Genomic DNA, 17,265 nt, shown 5'->3' with positions numbered 1-17,265 from the left:
GTCCGGTTACCCGGTCAGCTCCGGCTGGTCAGCCGCCGTACGAGCCCCTCGAACGCCGCCCGTTCGTCGGCGCTCAGCTCCACGCACTCCGACGGCGGCCCGGCCGGCCCGGTCTGCCGGGGCACGGAACCGAGCAGTTCCGGCTGGGCGGGAAGCCCCTCCGTGCCGGGCGGGGCAAGCCTCCCGCCCGGCGCGTACCGGGCCCGCATTTCCCGCTGATCACGGCACATGGCCGCCTCGTAGCGCCCCCGGCGCAGGAGTCTGGCCAGCCCGACGACCCAGACGATGGCCACAGCCAGCAGCACGCCGAGGCCGATCTGCTGCAGAATCGAAGCTGAGGGGAGCATGCGGTCCTCCCGGACGGATGAGGCGCTGGGGTAGAGCCAGTACACACCACGCGTCAGGCCTTCCGACAGGGGATCTTGGGACCTAAGTCCCGAAGTGACGCATCTCCTATGACATTTCGCTACTTTCCCGTCACTGCGCGGCACAACGGCCCCCCAAGAGGCCGCCACGGCAGGATTCGCTCCGCCCCGTTGGACACCCCGGAGGCTTCCCCCGGCGAAGATCGTCCCGGACGATGACGGCACTTCGTCCGCGACGTGAGGAGTACGCACGTGCCGCAGCCGCACCGGCCGCAGCCCCGGCCATCCACCGACGCCGACACGGAGCCCGCCGGGACAGCGGCCACCGGGACGGAAGCCACCGCGGCCGCCCCGCCCGGCGACCCGCCCGCCCGTGCCCTGGACGGCATCCTCGTCGCGGACTTCAGCCGGGTGCTGGCCGGCCCGCTGGCCGCCGCGACGCTCGCCGACCTCGGCGCCGAGGTGATCAAGGTGGAGCGGCCGGGCACCGGCGACGACACCCGCTCCTGGGGCCCGCCGTTCGCGGCAGACGGGACGGCCGCCTACTTCGACGCCGCGAACCGCTCCAAGCGCGGCCTGGCCCTGGACCTCGGCGACCCGGACGATGCGGCCGCGGCCCGTGAGCTGGCGCGCCGGGCCGACGTGCTGATCGAGAACTTCCGACCCGGCTCGCTCGCCAAGTACGGCCTGGACCACATCGCCACCCGCGCCGCCAACCCGGGCCTGGTGCACTGCACCATCACCGGTTTCGGGTCCGGCGCGGGCGCCGGGCTGCCCGGCTACGACTTCGTGGTGCAGGCCGTCGGCGGGCTGATGAGCATCACCGGCGAGCCCGGCGGCACGCCCCTGAAGGCGGGTGTCGCCCTGGTCGACGTGCTGACCGCGAAGGACGCCGCCACCGGCATCCTCGCCGCCCTCCACCACCGCCACCGCACCGGCCGGGGGCAGCTGGTGGAAGTGAATCTGCTCTCTTCCCTGCTGGGCTCGTTGGTGAACCAGGCCTCCGGCCACCTGGCCACCGGCCGCGACCCGGGCCCGATGGGCAACCGCCATCCGAGCATCGCCCCGTACGAGACGCTGGCCTGCCGGGACGGGCAGCTGCTCGCGGTGGCGGTGGGGAACGACCGTCAGTTCCGGGCACTGGCGCAGACGCTGGGCGCACCGGAGCTCGCCGAGGACGTCCGGTTCGCCCGCAATCAGGACCGGGTGCACCACCGCACGGATCTCATCAAAGCGCTGGAAAACCGGCTGGCCGCCGACACCCCTCGGGCCTGGGCCGAACGACTGACCCCGGCGTCGGTGCCGTGCGGCCCGGTCAACAGCCTCTCCGAGGCGCTGGAGTTGGCGGGGCGGCTCGGCCTGGACCCGGTGACGTCCGTCGGCGAGGACCGCATCCCCCAAGTCACCAGCCCGCTCCGCCTTTCGGGAACGCCGGTGGCCCAACCCTCCGCTCCACCCCGCCTGGACGAACACGGCGCGCCACTGCGAACCTGGCTGTCGGGACCGGCCGACCAACCCCTCCCCACGCAAATGTGACCTTCGTCACAACCTGGCCCCACCCGCAACCAAATCCGCCCGTAGGTGCTGTTTATCAGCACGGAATCACAACACCCTTGTATGGAGCAGCTCGTGACATCGCCGGACAATCCCGCGCCCGCTCGGTCCCGCACTCCGCACCAGCTGCTCCAGTCAGCCGAGCAGCAGGCGTCCGGTGTGCCGCGTCCGAACCGACGGACGCGCCGCACGCTGGCCGTCACCGCCCTGTTCGCGGCGGGTGCGCTGGCCCTGTCCGCCTGTGGCGGGGACGCCTCGGCCGGCGGCAATGACGACGGCAAGAACGGCCAGGCCGGTGCGGACGCCGCGGCCGCCAAGGACGCCTCCGACGCCAAGATCAAGGTCTCGTCGAAGGACGGCGCCACCAACGCCAGCATCAACGACACCGGGGTGAAGGTCACCGGTGGCAAGTTGACCGATGTGAAGCTCACCGCCGCCGACTCCGGCACGGCCGTCGCCGGCGCCATATCGGCCGACGGCACGTCCTGGAAGCCCGGCGCCCAGCTGGAGCGCGGCACCAAGTACAAGATCGTGGCGAACGCGAAGGACGCCAAGGGCCGGTCCGCCACCGAGAACGCCAGCTTCACGACGGTCTCCTCGGCCAACAGCTTCATCGGCAGCTACACCCCCGACGACGGCAAGACCGTCGGCGTGGGCATGCCGGTGTCCTTCAACTTCGACAAGGTGATCAGTAACAAGAAGGACGTCCAGTCCCACATCAAGGTGACCTCCAGCAGCGGCCAGCAGGTCGTCGGCCACTGGTTCGGCACCCAGCGCCTGGACTTCCGGCCGCAGGACTACTGGAAGGCCGGCTCCAAGGTCACCATGAAGATCGACCTGGACGGGGTGAAGGGCGGCGCCGGCATCACCGGTGTGCAGTCCAAGACGGTGTCCTTCACCATCGGGCGCTCGCAGGTCTCCACGGTCGACATGAACACCCAGACCATGACGGTCAAGCGGGACGGCAAGACCTACAAGCGCATCCCGATCTCCGGTGGCAGCCCCGATCACCCGACCTACAACGGCCAGATGGTGATCTCGGAGAAGTTCGAGCAGACCCGGATGGACGGCTCGACGGTCGGCTTCGGCGGTGAGTACGACATCAAGGACGTCCCGCACGCCATGCGTCTGTCGTCGTCCGGCACCTTCATCCACGGCAACTACTGGGGCGCCTCGTCCGTGTTCGGCAACTCCGGCACCAGCCACGGCTGTGTCGGCCTGCGGGACAGCAAGGGCGGCGGTGGTGACACCCCGGGCAAGTGGTTCTTCAACGAGTCGCTGGTCGGCGATGTCGTCGTCGTGAAGAACTCGCACGACAAGACCGTGCCGCCGGACAACGGCCTCAACGGCTGGAACCTGTCCTGGTCCGACTGGCAGGCGGGCAGCGCGGCCTGACGGACGGCGTCCGCAGAGCAGTTGCGCGAGGGCGGTGGCCGGTCCCGGGTGGGGGCCGGCCACCGCCTTGTGCGTACGGGGCCTCGGGGCGCCGCTTCGGCAGGCCGCCGAGCCCGCCCCGTCAGTGGCCCGGCCCCGCCCCCTCAGCCGGCCCCGGGCCCGCCGCTCCGTCGGCCGGACCCGCCACGCTCCGCAGCGGCACCTCCCGTACGAACCAGGCGGCCGCGAAGCCGAGCACGGCCAGTACCGCGGCGCCCAGCAGGACGCCGTGGAGCCCGCTGGTGACCGCCGCCCGGTAGGCGTCCCGCACCGGGGCGCCCGGCCCGTCCAGCAGCTTCGGCGTCAACTGCCCGGCCCCCGCCGTCAGCCGGCGCGCTGCGCCCTCCCCCAGCCGGTCGGCGAGCCCGCTGTGCAGCCGTCCGGTGAAGACGGCGCCCAGCAGGGCGACACCGAGCGAGCCGCCGAGCGTACGCAGCAGCGTGACGGTGCCGCTGGCGGCGCCCATGTCGCGGGGCTCCGCGCTGTTCATGGTGATGAGCAGGGTGCTCTGCATGACGAACCCGATGCCCATCCCCGCGACGACGGTGAGCGCGGAGGCCATGGCCGTCGCGGTCCCCGTACCGAGCAGCAGCAGGATCAGGACGCCCACGGTCAGCACCCCGCCGCCCAGGATCGGGTAGATCCGATAGCGGCCGTTACGGCTGATCAATGCCCCGGTGGCGAGCTGCACACCGAGCATGCCGAACATCAGCGGCAGCAACAGCAGACCGCCGGCCGTCGGCGACAGCCCCTGCACGAACTGCATGTACTGCGGCAGATAGCTGGTCGCGCCGAGCATCACCGCGCCGACCAGAAAGCTCAGCAGCTGGGCCAGGGTGAAGTTCCGGCTGCGGAACAGCCGGGGCGGAATGACCGGCTCCACGGCCCGCCGCTCGACCCGTACGAACCAGGCCAGTGCCACCACGCCCACCGCCGCCAGCCCGAGGATCTGCGGTGATCCCCACCCGTAGCGGACGCCGCCCCAACTGGCCAGCAGGGTCAGCGCCAGGATGGCGCCGGACAGCAGCGCCACGCCCGGGTAGTCGATCCGCGCCGTGCTCCGCCCGGTGCGGCCCAGCCGGATCCAGCCCCCGACGATCACCAGCGCCACCGCCCCGATCGGCACATTGACGTAGAACGCCCACCGCCAGCTCAGCTGGTCCGTGAGAAAGCCGCCCAGCAGCGGCCCGCCGATGAACGCGACCGGCATCATGGCGCCGATCATCGACTGCATCCGGCCGCTCTGCCGGGGCGGCACCAGCACCCCGATGATCGACAGCGCTCCGACCATCAACCCGCCCGCGCCCAGCCCCTGCAGGGCCCGGAACGCGATGAGCTGCCCCATGTCCTGCGCCAGCCCGGACAGCATCGACCCGGCCAGAAAGAGGACGATCGCCGCCATGAACGTGCCCTTGCGGCCGTAGAGATCCCCCACCTTCCCCCAGATCGGTGTCGCCACGGCGGTGGTGAGCAGATAGGCCGTGACCACCCACGACAGCTGGTCCAGCCCCCCGAGCTCCCCCACGATCGTGGGCAGCGCCGTGCCCACGATCAGACCGTCCACCATCGCCAGGAACATCCCGAGCAGCAGCCCGAACACCCCGAAGTACAGCGCCCGCGACGGCCGTCCCCCGCCCAACGCCCCCTCGTCCGCGCCTCCGGCCCTGCCGGCTCCCTCGACCCGGTCCGCCCCTCCCGCCCGGCCGTCCGCTTCCGTCGTGCCGTTGACCGCCATTACTGCGCCCCCTTCGCTCCGTGGCTCCGTGGCTCCGTCGCTCCGTCGCTCCGTCGCTCCGTCGCTCCGTCGCTCCGCAGCAGTCCGCCATGACGTGCCGTCACCGCACTGCGTGTGTACGACGTATCGAACGGATACAACGTACACATCAGCGTGTACAGCGTCCACTGCTGATACGTTGTACGCGTCGCTTCGGGAGGATCCGGGAAGGAAGTGGGCCCCATGGCCGGCAAGAAGAAGCCAGCCGAAGCCGAGGACCGGCAGCCGTCCGGGTCCGCCACGGACACGCCGGACCCGGCAGCGATCTCCCTCTGGGAGCGCCTGGACCGCCCGGCACCGGCGCCACGGGCCACCCTGACGCCACAGAAGATCGCCGCGGCGGCCGTACGTATCGCCGACACCGACGGCATCGACGCGGTCACCATGCGCCGCCTGGCCACCGAGCTGGGTGTCGCCCCCATGGCGGCCTACCGCTATGTCTCCGGCAAGGGCGACGTCCTGGACCTGATGACGGACGCGGTCCACGCGGACCTCATGCTCCCCGACGACACCGGGAACTGGCGCGACGTCATGCGCGCCAACGCGCTGCGCACCCGGGAGATCGTGCTGCGCCACCCCTGGCTCATCCAGATCTCCTCCCCGCAGGCGTTGCACGCGCTCACCCCCAACCGAATGGCAGCGGCCGAACGGGCGCTCTCCGCGCTGGACGGGCTCGGGCTCGACCTCGACGCCATGATGGCCGTGGTGATGACCGTCAACTCCTATGTCCACGGCGCCGTCTCGGTGGAATGCGCCCAGCACTTCCTGATGCGCGAGCAGGGCTGGACCAGCCCCCACGAGCTGCGGACCGCCCTCGCTCCGCAGATGCGCTACCTGATGAGCACCGGGCGCTATCCCACCTATCAGCGCTACCTCCACGAAGCGACCCGCAAGGACGACCCGCAGTGGCGCTTCGAAACCGGCCTGGACAGCGTCCTCGACGGCATCGCGACCCGGCTGGGCATCTGAACGTCGACGCCAACTGCCGCAGCGGCCGCCGGATGTTCCGACGGCCGCTGGACCGGTTCCGAGGAGGCGGTGGGACCCCGCCCGAGGCTTACGGGTGGTAGTGCTCGGCGATCTTCGTGGCGGCGCCGTGGTGCACCGTCACCCGGACCTCGACGGTGCCGAGCTTGGCCGCCTTGCGCAGGTCGGCGAGGGTGCACGGAGTAGTGCCATAGCCGGAGCCGTCCGCGTGGACCCGGCCGTCAGGGGCCTCGCAGAGCGCTGCCGCACCGAGCACCTTGGTGCTGTCGGCGACGTAGAACGCCTGCTCCATACCGCTCTTGGGCTCCACCGTGAGCTTGTCCTCGGTGAGCCACTTCAGCCTGCCGACCCAGGTGCCGCCGACGCCCTTACGGCCGGCGGAGGCACCGCCCTGCCCGGCGGAGCCGCCCGTCGCGGCACTCTGGCCCCCGTTCGCGTCCGTACGCGACGCGCCCTTCCCCGTTGCGGCACCGGAGCCACCGCCCGCCTGCTGCCCACCCGTCGAGGACGAACCCGCGGAGGAACCGCCGGAGGAGGCACCGCCGGACGCCGAGCCACCGGAGGTGGAGTCCCCCGCCTGCGAGCCGCCGGACGCGGCCTGGCTGCTCGCGGCGGAGGGCGCGGCCGATGCCTTGTCGTCCCCGTTGTCGCAGGCGGTCAGCGAGAGCGCCGCGGCGGCGACGAGGGAGGCGGCGGCGAGACGACGACCGCGGCGCAGGGTGGTGGTGGCGAGCGACATGAGAATTCCCCCGAGCTGGTGAGTGGTGCCCTTCGGCGTGACGTCCACGACTCTCGCCGGGCCGGCTAAAGATCCACTAACGCACCGGTAACCTCACCGTCCGTTGCCTCACGTCCCGTCGGAGCCCGTCCGGCAGGTGGCGCGGGACGCGGCCGTGCGGGCGGGATCGACACCGCCACGGCACAGCACGCGGGGCTTGAACGCGCCGGGGCCGCCACCGTGTCGTCCTGTCGGTGGCGGCCCCGGCTCGGGTGGGGAAAGGCGGGTCAGGCGGCGACCGTTACCCCGGAATCCTCGGTGGACGAGGTGTCCGCCGGCCGCGTGGGCGACGTCTTGCGGAGCCCCTTGAGGAGGATCACCAGGGCCGCGCTGACGCCCGTACCCGCGGCGATGGCGAGCAGGTAGAGGAACGGCTGGCCGATCAGGGGGACGACGAAGATGCCGCCGTGCGGGGCGCGGAGGGTGCAGCCGAAGGCCATCGACAGCGCTCCGGTGACCGCACCGCCGGCCATCGCGGAGGGAATGACGCGCAGCGGGTCGGCGGCGGCGAAGGGGATCGCGCCCTCGGTGATGAAGGAGGCACCGAGCACCCAGGCCGCCTTGCCGTTCTCCCGTTCGGCCTTGGTGAAGAGCCGCCCGCGGACGGTCGTGGCCAGCGCCATCGCCAGCGGCGGCACCATACCGGCCGCCATCACCGCGGCCATGACCTTCAGGCTGCCCTCGTTGGCGTTGGCGAGACCGCCGACCGCGAAGGCATAGGCGACCTTGTTCAGCGGACCGCCCAGGTCGAAGCACATCATCAGGCCGAGGATCACGCCCAGGATGATCGCGTTGGCGCCGGTGAGCCCGGACAGCCAGTCGGTCAGCCCCTTTTGCAGTGCGGCGATCGGCTTGCCGATCACGAGGAACATCAGGAAGCCGACGATCGCCGAGGAGATCAACGGGATGACCACGACGGGCATGATGCCGCGCAGCACCGGCGGGATGCTGACCCGCTGAATCGCCATCACCACCGCACCCGCGATCAGGCCGGCGATCAGACCGCCGAGGAAGCCCGCGTTGATGGTGAGCGCGATGGCGCCGCCGACGAAGCTGGGAACGAGGCCGGGCCGGTCCGCCATGCCGTACGCGATGAAGCCGGCCAGGACCGGGACGAGGAAGCCGAACGCGACGCTGCCGATCTGGAAGAGCAGGGCCGCCCAGCTCGTGGACTCGGTCCACAGGAAGTGGTCGGCGACGGACGGCGCCTTGTTGATCGTGTAGCCGCCGACGGCGAAGGCGACCGCGATGAGCAGACCGCCCGCGGCGACGAACGGGACCATGTAACTGACGCCGGTCATCAGCCACTTGCGCAGGCGGGTGGCGAAGCCGTCACCCGTGTCGGCGTCGTTGTCCATGGGCGCGGCGGCGTGCGCGGGGGCGGTGGCCTCGCCGCGTTCGGCCTTCTGCCGTACCTCGGCGATGAGTTCGGCGGGGCGGTTGATGCCCGCCTTCACCCCCACATCGACGGTCGGCTTCCCGGCGAACCGGTCCTTCTCCCGTACCTCGACGTCATGGGCGAAGATCACGCCGTCCGCGTCCGCGACGAGCTGCGGATCGAGCCGCTTGAACCCTGCCGAGCCCTGGGTCTCGACCAGCACCTCGACGCCGGCGGCCTGCCCGGCCTTCTCCAGCGACTCGGCAGCCATGTAGGTGTGCGCGATGCCGGTGGGGCAGGAGGTGATGGCGACGATACGGAAGGGGGCGGCCGGGGCGGGGGCCTCGGGAGGTGCCTCGGTGGCTGCTGCGGGGGCGGACTCCGGCTCGGGTGCCGGTATGGACTCCGGCTCGGATACCGGCTCCGTCCCGGGTTCCGCCTCCGTCCCGGGTTCCGCCTCCGCTCGCGCGTCCGTTTCCGGCACCCCGGCCGGGGGCTCCTCCGCCGGTGCGTCCCCGCGAATCAGTGCCGCCGTACGCTCCGGTTCGGTGGCGGACCGCAGTGCGCCGGTGAAGGACTCGTCCATCAGATGCCGGGCGAGGGTCGAGAGGATCGAGAGATGGTCCGCATCGCCGCCCGCCGGGGCCGCGATCAGGAAGATCAGGTCGGCGGGGCCGTCCGGCGCACCGAAGTCGATTCCGGAGGCGCTGCGTCCGAAGGCCAGCGTCGGCTCCGTGACGTGTTCGCTGCGGCAGTGCGGGATGCCGATCCCGCCGTCCAGGCCGGTCGGCATCTGGGCCTCCCGTGCGGCCACATCCGCGAGGAAGCCCTCCAGGTTGGTGACGCGGCCGTGGGCGGCCATCCGCTCGGCCAGGGACCGTGCGGCGGCGTCCTTCGTTTCTGCGGACAGGTCGAGGTCGACCAGTTCCGCGGTGATCAGCTCACTCATCGCGGGCTCCTTGCGCGGTACCGCCGTGGGGGCGGTGGGGACGGAACGGGGGGTGGCTGGGGCGCCTCCCGGCGTGGGCCGGAGGGACGGATCGAGGGGACGACGCCGGGCTGCTGCACCGCAGCAACAGCGGTACCGCGGACGGCAGTTACCGCACCGGCTCCGTACACGGCACTCACCGCACCGGATCGCTGCGCGGCCGTCATGACACCGGCTCCGTCAGTACGCGGTTGAGCGGCACCGCATCGGTGGTCGTGACCGCCGAGATGTCCAGATCGGCCGGTGTGGGCATCTGGCTGCCGGGCAGCTGAACGGCGGCCGCGCCATGGGCCAGTGCGGCGGCCAGCGCGATCGGTCCCGTACCGCCCGCCGTGAGGAAGCCCGCCAGTGAGGCGTCGCCCGCGCCGACATTGCTGCGGACGGCGGCGACCGGGGCGCTGCCGAAGTAGGCGCCGTCCTCGTCGACCAGGAGCTGGCCGTCCGCCCCCAGGGAGGCCAGTACGGCGCGGGCTCCCCATGCGCGCAGCTCCTCGGCAGCCTTGACCACGTCGCCGAGGGTCGCGAGCGGGCGGCCGACGGCCTGCGACAGCTCCTCGGCATTCGGCTTGACGACGTCCGGGCATTCGCGCAGCGCCGCGGTCAGCGACGGGCCCGAGGTGTCCAGGGCGATCCGGGCGCCGGCGCGGTGGGCGCGGGAGACCAGCTCCGCGTACCACTCGGGCGCCAGACCGCGCGGCAGGCTGCCGCAGCAGGCGATCCAGTCGGCCCCCACGGAACGCTCGCCGACCGTCGTGAGCAGCGCCTCCGACTCGTCGGCGGTCAGCTCGGGCCCGGTCGCATTGATCTTTGTCAGGGTGCCGTCGGGTTCGGCGACCGAGATGTTGGAGCGGGTCTGGCCGGCCACCGTCACCCCCGCCACCTCGATGCCCTCGGCGCCCAGCAGCGCGGCCAGCGCCGCGCCGGCCGGACCGCCCAGGGGCAGTACGGCGAGGGTGCGGTGTCCGGCGGCGGCGACCGCCCGGGAGAGATTGACGCCCTTGCCGCCGGGGTCGATCCGGTCCGCGGTGGCCCGGAGTACGGCCCCGCGGTCCAGCGCCGGGATCTCGTACGTACGGTCCAGGCTGGGGTTGGGGGTGACGGTGAGGATCATGCGCGTACTACTTCCGTGCCCGCGCGCTCGATGGCGAGGGCGTCGTCGGGGCTCAGGCCGGTGTCGGTGATGAGCAGGTCCACGTCCGACAGCTCGCCGAAGCGGGCGAAGTGCTGCTGCCCGAACTTGGCGGAGTCGGCGAGGAGGACGACCCGGCGGGCGGCGGCGATCAGCGCCCGCTTGACGGCGGCCTCCGCGAGGTCGGGGGTGGTCAGGCCGCCGTCGAGCGAGAAGCCGTTGGTCGCGAGGAACAGCACATCGGCGTTGATCTCGCGGTAGGCGCGCAGCGCCCAGTCGTCGACCGCGGCCCGCGTACGGTGCCGGATCCGGCCGCCTACGAGGTGGAGGGTGAGCCCGGGGTGGTCGGCCAGCCGCGCGGCGACCGGCAGGCCGTGGGTGACGACGGTCAGCTCGGCCTCCAGCGGGATCTCGGCCGCGAGCCGGGCGGCGGTCGTACCGGCGTCCAGAATGACGTTCCCGGAGCTGCCGGCGCCGCCCTCCCCACCGGGGAGCTCGGCGAGTGCGGCCCGCGCGATGCGCTGCTTCTCGTCGGCGGCGACGGCGTCCCGCTCGGCGAGGTCGGGCTCGAAGTCCAGCCGGCCGGCCGGGATGGCCCCGCCGTGCACCCGGCGCACCAGGCCGGCCCGGTCCAGTGCCTTCAGATCGCGCCGCACGGTCTCGGCGGTGACCTGGAATTGCTCCGCCAGGGAGAGCACATCGACCCGCCCGCCTTCACGGGCGAGCCGCAGAATCTCCTGCTGGCGCTCCGGTGCATACATCAGCGTGTCTGTCCGTTCCCTGCCCGAACCTGTGGTTTCAACGGGATGCTACGCCCGGATTTCCGCGAAGTAAACATAAATGGACTCCGTGCAGACTCAAACAGACATCTTGCGAGGGCAGGCATCAGCCATCCCTACGCCCCGCGCACCCCGGCCCGGCCGCCGTCCGCACGCCCCGCGCACCCCCGGCCCGCCGCCGTCCGTACGCACCTGCGGACACAAAAGAGCCCCGACGCCACGAAGGGCACCGGGGCTCGTCCGATACAGGCACAGGTCTCACCAGGGATGGCGGCACGCGCAAGAGCGCGCGCCCGTTATGCGGCCGCGTCGAAGCCGGTGTCACGCGCCATCCGCTTCAGCTCCAGCAGGGCATGCTTCTCGATCTGCCGGATCCGCTCGCGGGTCAGGCCGTGCTGCTTGCCGACCTCGGTCAGCGTGCGCTCACGCCCGTCCTCTATGCCGTACCGCGCCTTGATGATCGAGGCGGTGCGGTGGTCGAGGCGGTCGATCAGATCCTCCAGCTCCTCGCTGCGCAGCAGCGTGAGCACGGACTGCTCGGGTGAGGCCGCGGAGGTGTCCTCCAGCAGATCACCGAACTGGGTGTCGCCGTCGTCGTCCACCGACATGTTGAGGCTGACCGGGTCGCGCGCCCAGTCGAGTACGTCGGTGACGCGGGCGGGCGTGGAGCCCAGCTCGCCGGCGACCTCCGCCGGCTCCGGGTCACGGCCGTTCTCACGGTTGAACTCGCGCTGCACCCGGCGGATCCTGCCCAGCTCCTCGACGAGGTGCACGGGCAGCCGGATCGTGCGCGACTGGTCGGCGATGGATCGGGTGATGGCCTGGCGGATCCACCATGTTGCATACGTCGAGAACTTGAAGCCCTTGGCGTAGTCGAACTTCTCCACGGCGCGCACCAGACCGGCGTTGCCCTCCTGGATCAGATCCAGCAGGGGCAGTCCGGCACGCGGGTAGCGGCGGGCGACCGCCACCACCAGGCGAAGGTTGGAACGGATGAAGATGTCCTTGGCCTTCGCACTCTCCTCGACCAGCGCCTCGAGCTCCTCGCGCCCGGCGCCCGCGGCATTGCCGTCGGTGACCTCGCCGTCCAGGATCTGCTGGGCGTAGACGCCCGCCTCGATGGTCTGGGACAGCTCGACCTCCTTGGCGGCGTCGAGCAGTGGCGTGCGCGCGATCTCGTCGAGGTACATGCCGACCAGGTCGCGGTCGGCGATCTCCCCGCCTACGGCGCGAACACTGTTGGCCCCGTCAGAACCGCTGCTGGTTTCCTGACGTCGGGCGACGGCACGGGTTGCCATGCGTGTGCTCCCTTTGCGATGAGTCGGTCGCGGGACGGTGGGCGGGGCGGAAGGGGCATCGAAACCGATGCTTCACCGACTGACCCGTCCGAAGGAAACAACGGCTGGAATCCGGACAGAATTCCCACGCTGCCCCGCTATTTTTCTGATCATGCAGTACCCTGCGCCCCCACCCAGGGAGGTCACATGCCGCGTGAGCAGGGGGAAGTGCAGGTCAGAGCGGGCACTGAAGCAGATCTTCCGGCCCTCACCGAGCTTTACAACCACTACATCCGTGAGACGTGCATCACCTTCGATCTGGAGCCCCTCACTCCCGAACAGCGCCGCCCGTGGTTGCTCTCCCACCCCCAAGACGGCCCGCATCGTCTTCTGGTTGCCCAGGAGGCGACAGACCGGATGAAAAACCCGCACAACGGGCCGGCGAGCGCGCTACACGCCGGGGCCGCGGCATCCGGGGCCGGGCAACCGGGAGGGGCGCTGCTCGGCTACGCGACCAGCAGCGCGTTCCGCCCGAAGGCCGCCTACGCCCCTTCCGTCGAGGTCACCGTCTACTGCGCCCCGCACGCCGCCGGCCGCGGCGTCGGCACCCTGCTCTACACCTCGCTCTTCGAGGCGCTGGCCGACGAGGACGTTCATCGCGCCTACGCCGGGGTCACCCAGCCGAACGAGGCATCCACGCGCCTCCACACCCGTTTCGGCTTCCGGCACATCGGTACGTACACGGAGGTGGGCCGCAAGTTCGGCCGCTACTGGGACGTGGCCTGGTACCAGAAGGACCTGGACTGAACCCGCTCTCCGGCTCGTCTTCCCGGGCCCCGAGTCGCTAACCCGCCCGTTCCGCCCGACTCCGTAACCCGCGGTTCGGGTTGCCACGGACGACGCCCGGGTGTCGCCTGGACAGGAGGGGCAGCGGGACAGCGGGATGATCGAGAGGAGCCCGTCATGGACCAGCACGCTCACCGGCACGAGGCAAGGGCCGCCCGCTCACACGGCACCGTCGACGTGGAACACGGCGCGACGGCGAACGCCCGGTCCCGTGACCCGCAGCGGGCCGCCCGACCAGCCGGCCTGGCCGGCCTGGCCGAACGCATCCCGGCGACCGTGTCGCTGCCGGTCATCGCGGCCCTCGCCTTCGGCTGCTTCACCATCTTCCGCACCCACACCGACGGCACCAAGGGCGGCCCAGCCATGCTCTACGGGCTGGCCGCGGCCGTGGTGACCGGCCTACTGGGGCTGGCGCTGGCCCACTTCCAGTCGTCCATGATCACCGAGACCCGGGCGCTCGCCTACGGCGCGCTCTTCGGCTGCGCGATCGGCTGGGTCTACAGCCTCGGCGGGGAAACGATCCTCAAGTCCTCCGCGTTCGGCCTCACCCTGGGCGCCGTGATGTTCGTCGTCGCCCTCTACGTCTTCCGCACCCACCGCACCCGCGAGCCGCACGGCATACACCGCCCCCACAAGCCCCACCGCGACCACCGCCTTCCCGTGGCCACCCACTGAGGCAACCGCTCAGGCAGTCACTGCGGTGACCCGCTGATCATTGGCCCGCTGCCCCACGGGCCCCGGCCCGGCGCTCCCCGCCTGCGGCCGCCCTTCACTCCACCTGTCACTCGGCCTCCGAGTCCACCTGTGCTGCCGCATCGCCGGACGTCCGCCGGATGGTGCGCAGCGGCCGCCCCGGCACCCAGCTCTCCAGCACCACGTACGAGTCCTCGACATGCGTACGCACCGCCTCCGTCAGCTCCGCCCGGAAGAGATGGAACGGCTCCGGCGGCTTCACCTCCGCCGCATAGCGCGCGACCACGTCGGGGTCCGTCACCTCCACGGCCCGCCCGGACACCCGTACGTCGCCGCCGGACAGATCGGTGCCCGGCCCAGGATTGGCATGCAGCGAGAACCGGGGGTCGCGCCGCAGGTCCAGCGCCTTGCGCGAACCCACCATCATGCTCTGTCCGGCATCCGGATACGGTCCCGGGCCGAACGCCCCCGCCGAGAACGGCCCCCACCCGCCTCCACCTGCGGCCTTACGACCACCGGTGTAGGCCGTAAGCCCGTTACGCGTGCCGCCCCGCCGACCTAGCCTCCCAGCATGGATACGACGAGCGGCACACTCGACGAAGCCCTGCTGCGCCTGCACACCTCCGGCCCCGAGTTCAAGGGCGGTCTGAGCAACCACGGACCGATGGCCGTGGAGGCCATGGTCCGCAACGGCCAGGCCCGCACCGTCCACCGCTGGCTCGACACCTACGCGAACAGACTGGAGGGCGTACCGAGTGCCCGCACCCGTATCACCGACGCCAACTGGCGGGAGGCGCTGGGCGATTCGGGCCGGGTCACCGACTGGACGGCGTACTTCACCGACCAGCTCGCCGAGCGGCCCTGGCGGGAGCTCCTCGCCGAGTGGTGGACGCGCCTGCTGCCCGGCATCGCCGGCGCCGCCACCCACCCGGTGATCCGCGTGGGGCATGCCGTGCACAGCCTGCTGACAGTGGGTGAGGACGCGGCGCGGACCGCGGAGTTCGCCCATGCCCTGGGCTACTGGGCCGCCCGTCATCTGCTCCTGCCCGCCGCCGTACACCCCACGGGCAGTGCCACCCCGGCCGAGGCACTGGCCGCCCTTCCCCGTATCGCCGACCAACGCGTGACGCCGGAGAAGGGATACGCCCAACTCCCGGGCACACCGGGCTGGTTGAGCACCACCGAGTCGTTGCATGTCCCCGATGACCCCGAGGCAGTACGCGCGGGCCTGACCGCGCTCGTACGCGCCGCCACGCTCAACTACGCGGACCACGGCCACGGGAACGGCATCATGCTGGTGCACGCCGCCACCGCGCCGAACGCGGTGCTGCGCACCCTGCCCGCGCTCCCCCGGGAACTGTGGGCGAGCTCGTTCGCGGTGGCCTGGGCGGCGGCCTCGGCGATCACCGCGATCTACGCCGCCGACACCCCGCGCCCGGCGCCGGACGCCGCCTCGGCCGCCCCCGAAGAGGTCTTCGAGCGGGCGGTCGCCCACGGCAACGAACATGCGATCAAGTTCGCTGACACCGCGCTGGGCGTGGCGGCGGCCTCCGAGGACGGCGACACCCGCGCACTGTCGGCGGCCCTGAACGCTCTCGCGCTGATCGCCGAGGACGACTAGGCGCGGCCGACGACTGGGGGACGGCGGCGGACGACTCACGAGGCGACGGGCGACCGGCCCGAGCACGCCGCCCGCGGCGCATCCGTACCCCGCCCCCCGCCGAACCCTCAGCCGAACTGCACCGACCGCTTCGCCAGCCCCATCCAGAAACCGTCGATCACACTGCGCCCGCTGTCCAGCTGCCCGTAGGCGTCCGCGGCCCCCAGGGTCACGAACAGCGGGGCGAAGTGCTCGGTGCGGGGATGGGCGAGCCGGCCGGCCGGCGCCTTGTGCGCGAAGTCGAAGAGGGCATCGAGATCCTGGGCCTCCAGGGCCTGGCGCCCCCAGTCGTCGAACTCCGCCGACCACGCCGGCGTACCGCCGTCGACGTGCCGCAAGGCAGCCAGATTGTGCGTGAAGAAGCCGCTGCCGATGATCAGTACGCCCTCCTCGCGCAACGGCGCGAGCTTGCGGCCGATCTCGTGGAGCCGGCGCGGATCGAGGGTCGGCAGGGAGATCTGGAGTACGGGGACGCCGGCGTCGGGGAACATCTCCACGAGCGGGACGTACGCACCGTGGTCGAGCCCCCGGTCGGGGAGGTCCGCCACGGGCATGCCCGCCGTACGCAGCGTCCCGCGTATCCGCTCGGCCAGCCGCGGCGCCCCGGGTGCCGGGTATCGCACCTGGTAGTAGTGCTCCGGGAAGCCCCAGAAGTCGTAGACCAGCGGCACCGTCGCGGTGGCGCCGAGCGCGAGCGGGGCCTCCTCCCAGTGCGCGGAGACGATCAGTACGGCCTCGGGACGCGGCAGCTCGGCGGACCAGGCGGCCAGCTGACCTGGCCACCACGGGTCGTCGGCGAGCGGCGGCGCACCATGGCTGAGATAGAGAGCCGGCATCACGGACATCAGGACCCCACAGCGTCACACTTGGCAGTAGTCGGTGCGCGTGACAATTCGGCCGCCGGCACCCAGATGCTTGAATGTTCAAGCGTCGAGTCCCAGCGTAACCCGACCTTGTTGAAACTTAAATAACTCTCCGAGTGGTGAGAGAGTGGATGGTATGAGCATCGAACCCGCAACGGAGCCGCGCTGGCTCAGCGACGAGGAGCAATTCGCCTGGCAGTGCTACCTCCACGCCACCACGCTCCTGGAGGATCACCTCGATCGTCAGCTGCAGCGGGACGCAAGGATGCCGCACGTCTACTACGGCCTGCTCGTCCAGCTCTCCCGTGCACCGCGGCGCCGGATGCGGATGACCGAGCTGGCTCAGAACGCCAAGATCACCCGCTCTCGCCTCTCGCATGCGATCGCGCGCCTGGAGAGGAACGGCTGGGTGCGGCGCGAGAACTGCCCGTCCGACAAGAGGGGCCAGAACGCCCATCTCACGGACGAGGGAATGCGGGTCCTGGAGAGGGCCGCCCCCGGGCACGTCGCCGCCGTACGCGCCGCGATATTCGACCGGCTCTCCCAGGAACAGGTCGGCCAACTGGCCGAGATCTGCCAGGTCATGACCGAAGGACTGCAGCCGCAAGGCGCCGACCTCCCCTGGCTCCGCTGACGGATCAGCGGAGCCGGACGAGGCCGACGCCCGTGTGAGTCGCGGCAGGACCCGTACGACGCCTACGCCGTGCGGGTCACCCACGAGCCGGGGCGGCGGAAGGCGGGCACCCGCCCGGCGTGGGAG

16 protein-coding genes are annotated in these 17,265 nt (G+C 71.5%); 7 read left to right on the top strand and 9 right to left on the bottom strand.

The window, feature by feature from the left end:
* Positions 1-14 precede the first annotated feature (14 nt).
* On the bottom strand, positions 15-347 hold the full coding sequence (locus tag ACGFWI_RS21175) for a hypothetical protein (protein ID WP_393907511.1): 333 nt from the start codon (positions 345-347) through the stop codon (positions 15-17).
* 270 nt (positions 348-617) lie between these two features.
* Here ACGFWI_RS21175 and ACGFWI_RS21170 point away from each other — a divergent pair, with 270 nt between their 5' ends.
* Positions 618-1,901, top strand: coding sequence for a CaiB/BaiF CoA transferase family protein (locus ACGFWI_RS21170; protein ID WP_393907510.1), 1,284 nt, complete (start codon positions 618-620; stop codon positions 1,899-1,901).
* 81 nt (positions 1,902-1,982) lie between these two features.
* Positions 1,983-3,314, top strand: a complete 1,332-nt coding sequence (locus ACGFWI_RS21165) for an Ig-like domain-containing protein (RefSeq protein WP_393907509.1) — start codon at positions 1,983-1,985, stop codon at positions 3,312-3,314.
* Between the two features lie 121 nt (positions 3,315-3,435).
* Here ACGFWI_RS21165 and ACGFWI_RS21160 read toward each other — a convergent pair whose 3' ends face one another.
* Complete coding sequence (locus ACGFWI_RS21160; RefSeq protein ID WP_393907508.1) at positions 3,436-5,088, bottom strand: MDR family MFS transporter; 1,653 nt, start codon at positions 5,086-5,088, stop codon at positions 3,436-3,438.
* 222 nt (positions 5,089-5,310) lie between these two features.
* Here ACGFWI_RS21160 and ACGFWI_RS21155 point away from each other — a divergent pair, with 222 nt between their 5' ends.
* Positions 5,311-6,096 carry a TetR/AcrR family transcriptional regulator gene (locus ACGFWI_RS21155; protein ID WP_393907507.1) on the top strand — a complete coding sequence of 262 codons (786 nt, stop codon included), beginning with the start codon at positions 5,311-5,313 and terminating at the stop codon, positions 6,094-6,096.
* 88 nt (positions 6,097-6,184) lie between these two features.
* Here the strand turns inward: ACGFWI_RS21155 and ACGFWI_RS21150 are convergent, their stop codons facing one another.
* The 5 genes from ACGFWI_RS21150 to ACGFWI_RS21130 form a co-directional block, all read right to left on the bottom strand.
* Positions 6,185-6,853 (bottom strand): hypothetical protein, encoded by a 669-nt coding sequence (locus ACGFWI_RS21150; RefSeq protein WP_393907506.1) that lies wholly within the window; start codon positions 6,851-6,853, stop codon positions 6,185-6,187.
* 266 nt (positions 6,854-7,119) lie between these two features.
* Positions 7,120-9,219: a fructose-specific PTS transporter subunit EIIC gene (locus tag ACGFWI_RS21145; protein ID WP_393907505.1), complete on the bottom strand. Its 2,100-nt coding sequence runs from the start codon at positions 9,217-9,219 to the stop codon at positions 7,120-7,122.
* A gap of 202 nt (positions 9,220-9,421) precedes the next feature.
* A complete protein-coding gene (pfkB, locus tag ACGFWI_RS21140; protein ID WP_393907504.1) occupies positions 9,422-10,369 on the bottom strand; it encodes a 1-phosphofructokinase in 948 nt (315 codons plus the stop codon).
* A complete protein-coding gene (locus ACGFWI_RS21135; protein WP_393907503.1) occupies positions 10,366-11,148 on the bottom strand; it encodes a DeoR/GlpR family DNA-binding transcription regulator in 783 nt (260 codons plus the stop codon). The genes pfkB and ACGFWI_RS21135 overlap by 4 nt, the downstream gene beginning before the upstream one ends.
* Positions 11,149-11,462: 314 nt before the next feature.
* Positions 11,463-12,464, bottom strand: a complete 1,002-nt coding sequence (locus ACGFWI_RS21130) for an RNA polymerase sigma factor RpoD/SigA (RefSeq protein WP_393907502.1) — start codon at positions 12,462-12,464, stop codon at positions 11,463-11,465.
* Positions 12,465-12,650: 186 nt separating this feature from the next.
* On the opposite strand from ACGFWI_RS21130, the gene ACGFWI_RS21125 reads away from it, so the two are divergent.
* Positions 12,651-13,250 carry a GNAT family N-acetyltransferase gene (locus tag ACGFWI_RS21125; RefSeq protein WP_393907501.1) on the top strand — a complete coding sequence of 200 codons (600 nt, stop codon included), beginning with the start codon at positions 12,651-12,653 and terminating at the stop codon, positions 13,248-13,250.
* Positions 13,251-13,406: 156 nt separating this feature from the next.
* Positions 13,407-13,964, top strand: a complete 558-nt coding sequence (locus ACGFWI_RS21120) for a hypothetical protein (protein ID WP_393907500.1) — start codon at positions 13,407-13,409, stop codon at positions 13,962-13,964.
* A gap of 106 nt (positions 13,965-14,070) precedes the next feature.
* Here the strand turns inward: ACGFWI_RS21120 and ACGFWI_RS21115 are convergent, their stop codons facing one another.
* Entirely contained in the window at positions 14,071-14,640 is a 570-nt protein-coding gene (locus tag ACGFWI_RS21115; RefSeq protein ID WP_393907499.1) for a pyridoxamine 5'-phosphate oxidase family protein, read from the bottom strand.
* Here ACGFWI_RS21115 and ACGFWI_RS21110 point away from each other — a divergent pair.
* On the top strand, positions 14,554-15,603 hold the full coding sequence (locus tag ACGFWI_RS21110; protein ID WP_393907498.1) for a questin oxidase family protein: 1,050 nt from the start codon (positions 14,554-14,556) through the stop codon (positions 15,601-15,603). The two genes, ACGFWI_RS21115 and ACGFWI_RS21110, sit on opposite strands and share 87 nt — an antisense overlap.
* Before the next feature lie 107 nt (positions 15,604-15,710).
* Here the strand turns inward: ACGFWI_RS21110 and ACGFWI_RS21105 are convergent, their stop codons facing one another.
* Positions 15,711-16,478 carry a DODA-type extradiol aromatic ring-opening family dioxygenase gene (locus ACGFWI_RS21105; RefSeq protein WP_393907566.1) on the bottom strand — a complete coding sequence of 256 codons (768 nt, stop codon included), beginning with the start codon at positions 16,476-16,478 and terminating at the stop codon, positions 15,711-15,713.
* A gap of 163 nt (positions 16,479-16,641) precedes the next feature.
* Between ACGFWI_RS21105 and ACGFWI_RS21100 the strand changes: the two genes are divergently transcribed.
* Positions 16,642-17,139 carry a MarR family winged helix-turn-helix transcriptional regulator gene (locus tag ACGFWI_RS21100; protein WP_393907497.1) on the top strand — a complete coding sequence of 166 codons (498 nt, stop codon included), beginning with the start codon at positions 16,642-16,644 and terminating at the stop codon, positions 17,137-17,139.
* Positions 17,140-17,265 lie beyond the last annotated feature (126 nt).

Origin of the sequence: Streptomyces sp. NPDC048434, from assembly GCF_043200375.1 — a bacterium.
Lineage (GTDB): Bacteria > Actinomycetota > Actinomycetes > Streptomycetales > Streptomycetaceae > Streptomyces.
The sequence above is the reverse complement of the archived record's forward strand: the minus strand, read 5'-3'. Positions and strand labels throughout refer to the sequence as shown.

What these genes read in the sequence shown, in the direction of transcription:
- ACGFWI_RS21160 (WP_393907508.1), bottom strand. Translation starts at nt 5,088, where the DNA reads ATGGCGGTCAACGGCACGACGGAAGCGGACGGCCGGGCGGGAGGGGCG.
- ACGFWI_RS21135 (WP_393907503.1), bottom strand. Translation starts at nt 11,148, where the DNA reads ATGTATGCACCGGAGCGCCAGCAGGAGATTCTGCGGCTCGCCCGTGAA.
- pfkB (WP_393907504.1), bottom strand. Translation starts at nt 10,369, where the DNA reads ATGATCCTCACCGTCACCCCCAACCCCAGCCTGGACCGTACGTACGAG.
- ACGFWI_RS21110 (WP_393907498.1), top strand. Translation starts at nt 14,554, where the DNA reads ATGGATACGACGAGCGGCACACTCGACGAAGCCCTGCTGCGCCTGCAC.
- ACGFWI_RS21175 (WP_393907511.1), bottom strand. Translation starts at nt 347, where the DNA reads ATGCTCCCCTCAGCTTCGATTCTGCAGCAGATCGGCCTCGGCGTGCTG.
- ACGFWI_RS21105 (WP_393907566.1), bottom strand. Translation starts at nt 16,478, where the DNA reads ATGCCGGCTCTCTATCTCAGCCATGGTGCGCCGCCGCTCGCCGACGAC.
- ACGFWI_RS21100 (WP_393907497.1), top strand. Translation starts at nt 16,642, where the DNA reads ATGAGCATCGAACCCGCAACGGAGCCGCGCTGGCTCAGCGACGAGGAG.
- ACGFWI_RS21120 (WP_393907500.1), top strand. Translation starts at nt 13,407, where the DNA reads ATGGACCAGCACGCTCACCGGCACGAGGCAAGGGCCGCCCGCTCACAC.
- ACGFWI_RS21155 (WP_393907507.1), top strand. Translation starts at nt 5,311, where the DNA reads ATGGCCGGCAAGAAGAAGCCAGCCGAAGCCGAGGACCGGCAGCCGTCC.
- ACGFWI_RS21125 (WP_393907501.1), top strand. Translation starts at nt 12,651, where the DNA reads ATGCCGCGTGAGCAGGGGGAAGTGCAGGTCAGAGCGGGCACTGAAGCA.
- ACGFWI_RS21150 (WP_393907506.1), bottom strand. Translation starts at nt 6,853, where the DNA reads ATGTCGCTCGCCACCACCACCCTGCGCCGCGGTCGTCGTCTCGCCGCC.
- ACGFWI_RS21145 (WP_393907505.1), bottom strand. Translation starts at nt 9,219, where the DNA reads ATGAGTGAGCTGATCACCGCGGAACTGGTCGACCTCGACCTGTCCGCA.
- ACGFWI_RS21165 (WP_393907509.1), top strand. Translation starts at nt 1,983, where the DNA reads ATGGAGCAGCTCGTGACATCGCCGGACAATCCCGCGCCCGCTCGGTCC.
- ACGFWI_RS21130 (WP_393907502.1), bottom strand. Translation starts at nt 12,464, where the DNA reads ATGGCAACCCGTGCCGTCGCCCGACGTCAGGAAACCAGCAGCGGTTCT.